Origin of the sequence: Xenophilus sp. (assembly GCF_044462705.1) — a bacterium.
Taxonomy (GTDB): Bacteria; Pseudomonadota; Gammaproteobacteria; order Burkholderiales; family Burkholderiaceae_C; genus Xenophilus; species Xenophilus azovorans.
Map to the genome: position 1 here is coordinate 7,571 of NZ_JBIQNC010000142.1, position 6,008 is coordinate 13,578.

7 protein-coding genes are annotated in these 6,008 nt (G+C 72.6%); 4 read left to right on the plus strand and 3 right to left on the minus strand.

What is annotated here, in order from left to right:
• The coding region (locus ACIY1X_RS18660; RefSeq protein WP_399683339.1) for an FAD-binding oxidoreductase at positions 1-641 on the plus strand (641 nt) is incomplete at its 5' end.
• A 15-nt stretch (positions 642-656) separates the two neighbouring features.
• On the opposite strand, the gene ACIY1X_RS18665 is transcribed toward ACIY1X_RS18660, so the two are convergent.
• Positions 657-1,781 carry an alpha/beta fold hydrolase gene (locus ACIY1X_RS18665; protein WP_399683342.1) on the minus strand — a complete coding sequence of 375 codons (1,125 nt, stop codon included), beginning with the start codon at positions 1,779-1,781 and terminating at the stop codon, positions 657-659.
• 152 nt (positions 1,782-1,933) lie between these two features.
• Positions 1,934-2,203, minus strand: coding sequence for a YkgJ family cysteine cluster protein (locus tag ACIY1X_RS18670; RefSeq protein WP_399683344.1), 270 nt, complete (start codon positions 2,201-2,203; stop codon positions 1,934-1,936).
• A 201-nt stretch (positions 2,204-2,404) separates the two neighbouring features.
• On the opposite strand from ACIY1X_RS18670, the gene ACIY1X_RS18675 reads away from it, so the two are divergent.
• From ACIY1X_RS18675 to ACIY1X_RS18685, 3 genes are read left to right on the plus strand one after another with little or no spacing between them, the layout of a single operon-like run.
• The gene (locus ACIY1X_RS18675; protein ID WP_399683346.1) at positions 2,405-3,217 is read left to right on the plus strand and encodes a thymidylate synthase; all 813 of its coding nucleotides are present in this window, start codon (positions 2,405-2,407) and stop codon (positions 3,215-3,217) included.
• 17 nt (positions 3,218-3,234) lie between these two features.
• Positions 3,235-3,726, plus strand: a complete 492-nt coding sequence (locus tag ACIY1X_RS18680; RefSeq protein ID WP_399683352.1) for a dihydrofolate reductase — start codon at positions 3,235-3,237, stop codon at positions 3,724-3,726.
• Positions 3,727-3,741: 15 nt separating this feature from the next.
• A complete protein-coding gene (locus tag ACIY1X_RS18685) occupies positions 3,742-4,824 on the plus strand; it encodes a phosphatidate phosphatase App1 family protein (protein ID WP_399683348.1) in 1,083 nt (360 codons plus the stop codon).
• A gap of 10 nt (positions 4,825-4,834) precedes the next feature.
• Here the strand turns inward: ACIY1X_RS18685 and ACIY1X_RS18690 are convergent, their stop codons facing one another.
• On the minus strand, positions 4,835-5,959 hold the full coding sequence (locus ACIY1X_RS18690) for an ABC transporter substrate-binding protein (RefSeq protein WP_399683350.1): 1,125 nt from the start codon (positions 5,957-5,959) through the stop codon (positions 4,835-4,837).
• Between the last annotated feature and the right edge of the window lie 49 nt (positions 5,960-6,008).

Consider the following 6,008-nt stretch of genomic DNA (forward strand, 5'->3'; position numbering starts at 1 on the left):
CAAGCCCAGCCCCCTCGGGGGGCAGCGAAGCACACGAAGTGGCGAGCGTGGGGGCACCCTATTTCGTGCTGCTGGAGAACTCCGACAGCGAATCGGAGGACCATGCCCGCGCCCGTTTCGAGGCGCTGCTGGAAACCGCCTTCGAGGCCGGCTGCGTCACCGACGCGGTGGTGGCCGAAAGCCTCTCGCAGGCGCACGAGCTGTGGCACATCCGCGAGAGCATCCCGATGGCGCAGGCCGAGGAAGGCCTGAACATCAAGCACGACATCTCGATCCCCGTCTCGCGCATCCCCGCCTTCTGCGCCGAGACCGACGCGCTGCTGGCGCGCGAGATCCCCGGCGTACGGCTGGTCAACTTCGGCCACCTGGGCGACGGCAACCTGCACTACAACGTGCAGGCGCCGGCCGAGGGCGACGCGAAGGCCTTCCTGCGCGACCAGGAGGAGCGCGTCAACGCCCTGGTCTACGAGCAGGTGGCGAAGTACGGCGGCTCCTTCTCCGCCGAGCACGGCATCGGCGGGCTGAAGGTGGGCACGCTGGAAAAGCACAAGTCGCCGGTGGCCCTGTCCATGATGCGTGCCATCAAGCAGGCGCTGGACCCGCGCAACATCCTGAACCCGGGGCGGGTGCTGCGGGCCTGACGCCGGCGGGCCTGCTCAGCCGCGCAGGAAGGCGAGCAGCGCTTCGTTGAATACTCCGGCGTGCGAGACGTTCAGGCCGTGCGTACCGCCGCTGACCGTCACCAGCCGGCTGTGCGGGATGGCGCGGTGGGTGCGCAGGCCCGAGCCCTCGATGGGCACGATCGCATCCGCGTCGCCGTGGATCACCAGCGTGGGCACGCTCACCCGGCCCAGGTCGGCGCGGAAGTCGGTGCCGCCGAAGGCGTCCATGCAGGCCAGCGCCGCATGCTGCGCCGACTGGTGGCACAGCGCCAGCGCCTCGGCGCGCTGCGCCGGGCTGACGCGGAGCTCGCCGCCGGCCGAGAAGAAGCCCTGCATGAACTGCTCGAAGAAGGCGTCGCGGTCGCGCTCCAGCTCCTGGCGCTGCTGCTGCGCCTGCTCCGGCGTGAGCGGCCCCTCGGGGTTGTCCGCGGTCTTCATCAGGCAGGGCGGCACGGCCGCGGCGAAGACCACGCTGCGCAGCCGGGACTGGCCGTGGCGCGCGACGTAGCGCGCCACCTCGCCGCCGCCCATCGAGAAGCCGACCAGCGTCACGTCCTCCAGCCCGCAGTGCTCGATCACGCGCGCGAGGTCGTCCGCCAGCACGTCGTAGTCGTAGCCCGTGGCCGGCTTGTCGGAGCGGCCGAAGCCGCGCCGGTCGTAGGCCACCACGCGGTGGCCGGCCGCGCGCAGCACCGGCTCCTGCGGCGCCCACGACTGCGCCGAGAGCGGCCAGCCGTGGATCAGCACCACGGGCCGGCCCGCGCCGCCGCTGTCCTCGACGTGCAGCCGCACCGTGTCGGCCTGCCCGGGCGACGATGCGGCCGCGCCCACGGCCTGGCCGCCCAGGGCGCCGGCCAGCCCGCCGAGCGCCACGCCGACGAAGCCGCCCAGCGGCCCCGCCACCGCGGTGCCGAGCGTGGCGCCCGTGGCCGCGCCGACCATGGCGCCGCCACCGGCCAGCACCGAGCGCGCCTCGCGCCGCGCCTCCTCGCCTTCGAGCGGCTGCTGCGCTTCGGGGCGCGGGTCCTGCGAGGGAATGCCGTAGCCGGGGCGGGCCTGCGCGGCCAGATCCGGATCGACGGGCGGCGTGGAAGGCGATGAGGAGGTCGATGAGGTCATGAGTCGGCTCCTGGGGTGGTCGTCGAGGAAGGCGGCGGGCGCGCGGCCCGCACGGCTTCCTTCCATCTGACGCCGGCGGCGCCGCGCGCGCTGCCGTCCCGCGGACCATGCGACCGTCGGACGAGACCGATGCGGCGCGCCCGCCGTTCCCCTCAGGGCGCCGTGGCCCGCTCCAGCGCACCGAGCCAGCGCAGCGCCTGCACGCGGTCGCTGCCGCACATCTCCTCGGCCGGCTGCAGGCTGGCGCAGACCGCGGGCCGCTCGGGGCGGCCGAAGAGGCGGCAGCGCAGGTGCTCGTCCAGCTGCACGCAGGGCACGCCGGCCGGCTTGCCCGCCGGCATGCCGGGGATGGGCGAGCTGATCGAGGGCGCGATGCAGCAGGCGGCGCAGCCGCTGCGGCAGGCGGGCGAGGTCGAAGGCATCGGGCGATTGAAGCACGGGGCGGCCGCGCTCGCCGTCCTCCCCCGTGGCACCTGCATAGAATCGATGCTTCATCCTCGCCTGAAGGGCTCCTTCATGCCGAGCTTCAGGCCGCAGGCAGGCCGGTCGTGATGGACTCGGCATCCATCGGCGCACGGCCCGTCACCGGCCTGCGACGCCCTCGTATTGACCGCACGGCCGACATGACCGACCACCCCATCCGCTCCCAGTACGAAGACTTCATGCGCCACGTGGACACGCACGGCGTGTTCAAGGCCGACCGCACCGGCACCGGCACCAAGAGCGTGTTCGGCTACCAGATGCGCTTCGACCTCGCCGAAGGCTTCCCGCTCGTGACGACGAAGAAGGTGCACCTGAAGTCCATCATCCACGAGCTGCTGTGGTTCCTGCAGGGCTCGTCGGACAACAACTGGCTGCGCGAGCGCGGCGTGACGATCTGGGACGAATGGGCACGCGAGGACGGCGACCTGGGCCCCGTCTACGGCGTGCAGTGGCGCAGCTGGCCCACGCCGGACGGCGGCCACATCGACCAGATCGCCGAGGTGGTCAAGCAGCTCAGGACCAACCCGGACTCGCGCCGCATCATCGTGAGCGCCTGGAACGTGGCCGACCTGCCGAAGATGGTGCTGATGCCTTGCCACGCCTTCTTCCAGTTCTACGTGGCCGAGGGGCGCCTGTCGTGCCAGCTCTACCAGCGCAGCGCCGACATCTTCCTGGGCGTGCCCTTCAACATCGCCAGCTACGCGCTGCTGACGCACATGCTGGCGCAGCAGTGCGACCTGGCGGTGGGCGACTTCGTCTGGACCGGCGGCGACTGCCACATCTACAGCAACCACGCCGAGCAGGTGGCGCTGCAGCTCTCGCGCGACCCGCGGCCCTACCCCACCCTGCGCATCAAGCGCCGCCCGCCGTCGATCTTCGACTACGAATACGAGGACTTCGAGATCGAGGGCTACGACCCGCATCCGGCCATCAAGGCGCCGGTGGCGGTGTGAGCGGCCGCGCGCAGCCGATGGGCCGCCTGAACCTCATCTACGCACGCGCCGCCAACGGCGTGATCGGCGCGAACGGCGCGCTGCCCTGGCACCTGCCGGAAGACATGGCGCACTTCCGCCGCCTGACCAGCGGCTGCCCGGTGATCATGGGCCGCAAGACCTGGGACTCGCTGCCCGCGCGCTTCCGCCCGCTGCCGGGCCGGCAGAACATCGTCGTCACGCGCCAGCCCGACTGGCACGGCGACGGCGCGCAGCGCGCGTCCAGCCTGCCCGAGGCGTTGTCGCTCGCCGGCGCGGCACCCGAAGCCTGGGTGATCGGCGGCGCGCAGATCTATGCCGAGGCCGAGCCGCTGGCGCAGCGCGCGGTCGTCACCGAGATCGCGCGCGACTTCGAGGGCGATGCCTTCGCTCCCACGCTCGCCGACGGCTGGCGCGAGACGGCGCGCGAAGCCGCGGTGTCGGCGGACGGCCTGCCGTTCGCCTTCGTCACCTTCGAGCGCACGGGCTGAGCCGCGATGCGGTGCGTGCCCAGGCCCGGCGCGGTGACCCGGCGGCAGTGGCTGGGCCTGGCGGCGTCGATGGCGTGGGCGCCGGCGCAGGCCACCCTGCGCGACGACGAGCGCGTGCTCTTCCTGCCGGGCACCGCCCGCCGGCTCGACGCCGGGCGCATCGAGGCGGACCTGCACGCCTGGGTCTACGAGCCCGAGCGCCGGCCCGGCCTGCGCACCGCCTTCGCCCGCTACCTGGGCCTGGACCAGGACGCCATGTCCGCCGCCGACCGCGAGCGCTTCCGCCGGCGCTGCGGCCTCTTCCTGGCGGATTCGGAACGGGGCAAGGAGGTCGTCGTCCGCTTCGAGGCCATGCCGGCGCAGCCGGTGCGCCTGCCCGCCACCGACGCCGCCGGCCGCAGCCGCCTGCGGGCGGTGATCGACGGCGCGCCGCGCGGCGGCAGCGCGGCGCACCTGGACTTCCATGCCGTGCTGGCCGATGGCGACACGCGCCGCTTCGCCGGCCGTGCGCTGCTGGTGCCGCCGGAAGGCCTGTCGGTGGTCTCGGACATCGACGACACGGTCAAGCTCACCGAGGTGCGCGACCGGCACGAGATGCTGCTCAACACCTTCGCCCGGCCGTCGCGCGCGGCGCCCGGCATGGCGGCCCGCTACCGCCGGCTGGCCGCGGCGCCCGGCGCGCGCGTGCACTACCTGTCGGCCAGCCCGATGCAGTTGCTGCCGGTGCTGGAGGACTTTCTGGCCGCGGCGGGCTTCCCCCGCGGCAGCCTGCACCTGCGGGAGAGCACGAGCTGGCGCTCGCTGGTGCCCGGCGAGGGCGAATCGAGGGCGCACAAGCTCGGCGCGATCGCGCAACTGCTGCACGACTTCCCGGCCCGGCGCTTCCTGTTCGTCGGCGACTCCGGCGAGGCCGATCCCGAGATCTACGCCGAGGTGGCCCGGGCGCATCCCGGACGCGTGCAGGCGATCCTGATCCGCGACGTGACCGGCGAGGGCCGCGACGCGCCGCGCTACCGGGCGGCCTTCGAAGGCATCGAGCCCGGCCGGTGGCACCTGCTGCCGCCGGACGGCGGCGCATGGCCGCGCCTGCCGGCCTGAGCGGACCCGCTCAGTACTTCAGCCGCCCCCGGCTGTCGACGACGCCGATGTCCACGAAGGCGGCACCCACGTTGTTCCTGGTCTCGGTGAAGTCGACCGGGTAGCCGCCGAGGTCCACGCGCAGGCCGCGCAGCGCGGCATGCACCTTCTCCGGCGTCGGGTTCGAGCCGGCGCGGCGGATGGCCTCGCCCGCGACCCGCGCGTTCACGTAGCCGATGATCTGCATCGACGAGCGCGTCTTGACTTCCGGCAGGTACTTGTCCATGGCCGCGCGGAAGTCGCGCGAGAGCTGCGTGGACGAGGTCTCGGGGTTGGGCGTGACCTGCGCCAGCGCGACGCCCACGGCGTCCTTGAGCGGCACCTTCTGCAGGATCGCCGCCGTCGGCACGTACGACAGGCTGTAGATGGGCGTGTGGTCGCCGATGGCGCGCAGGTCGCGCACCATCGCGGCCCCGCTGCTGGGCGTGAGGATCACCACGTAGGTGCTGGCGCCGCTCGCCTTGAGCTGCTGCGCCGCGGCCTGCAGCTTCTCGTCGGCCGAGGGGATGGGCACCCGCCCGAGCACCTCGACCTTCATCTGCGGCGCCACCTGGTCGATGTAGGCCAGCCCCGACTTGCCGAAGGGGATGTCCTGGTAGGCCACCGCGATCCTGTTCAGGCCCACCGTCGAGAGATGCTTGAGCACGCTGTGGATCTGCGCGTAGTCACCGGCCTGGACGTGGAACATCCAGGGGCTGCCGGGGTTGCGCAGGCTTTCCGAGCCGGGCGTGATGCCGACGAAGGGAACGCCCACCTTGTCGAACACGCCCTGCTTGAGCATCGTGCTCACCGTCGCCGAGCCCAGCAGGTTGATGAAGGCCACCGGCTTGTCGCGTTTGGCCACGCCCTGGACCAGCCGGATGGTCTCCTCGGTCTTGTACTGGTCGTCCTCGCGCACCAGGCGGATGGTCTGGCCGTTGATGCCGCCCTGCGCGTTGACCTGATCGAAGTACGCCTTGGCGCCCTCGTAGTTGGCCGTCCCGTTGTCCGCCAGCGGCCCCGTCAGCGGGCCGATGCTGGCGACCACGACTTCCTGCGCGCCCGCGAGGCCGTGCATCAGGCACAGGGCCGCGGCGCAGGCTTTCCACACCTTCATCTGTTTGTCTCCGTGATCCGGCGGACTCAGACGCGGCCCGCCTCCGGCT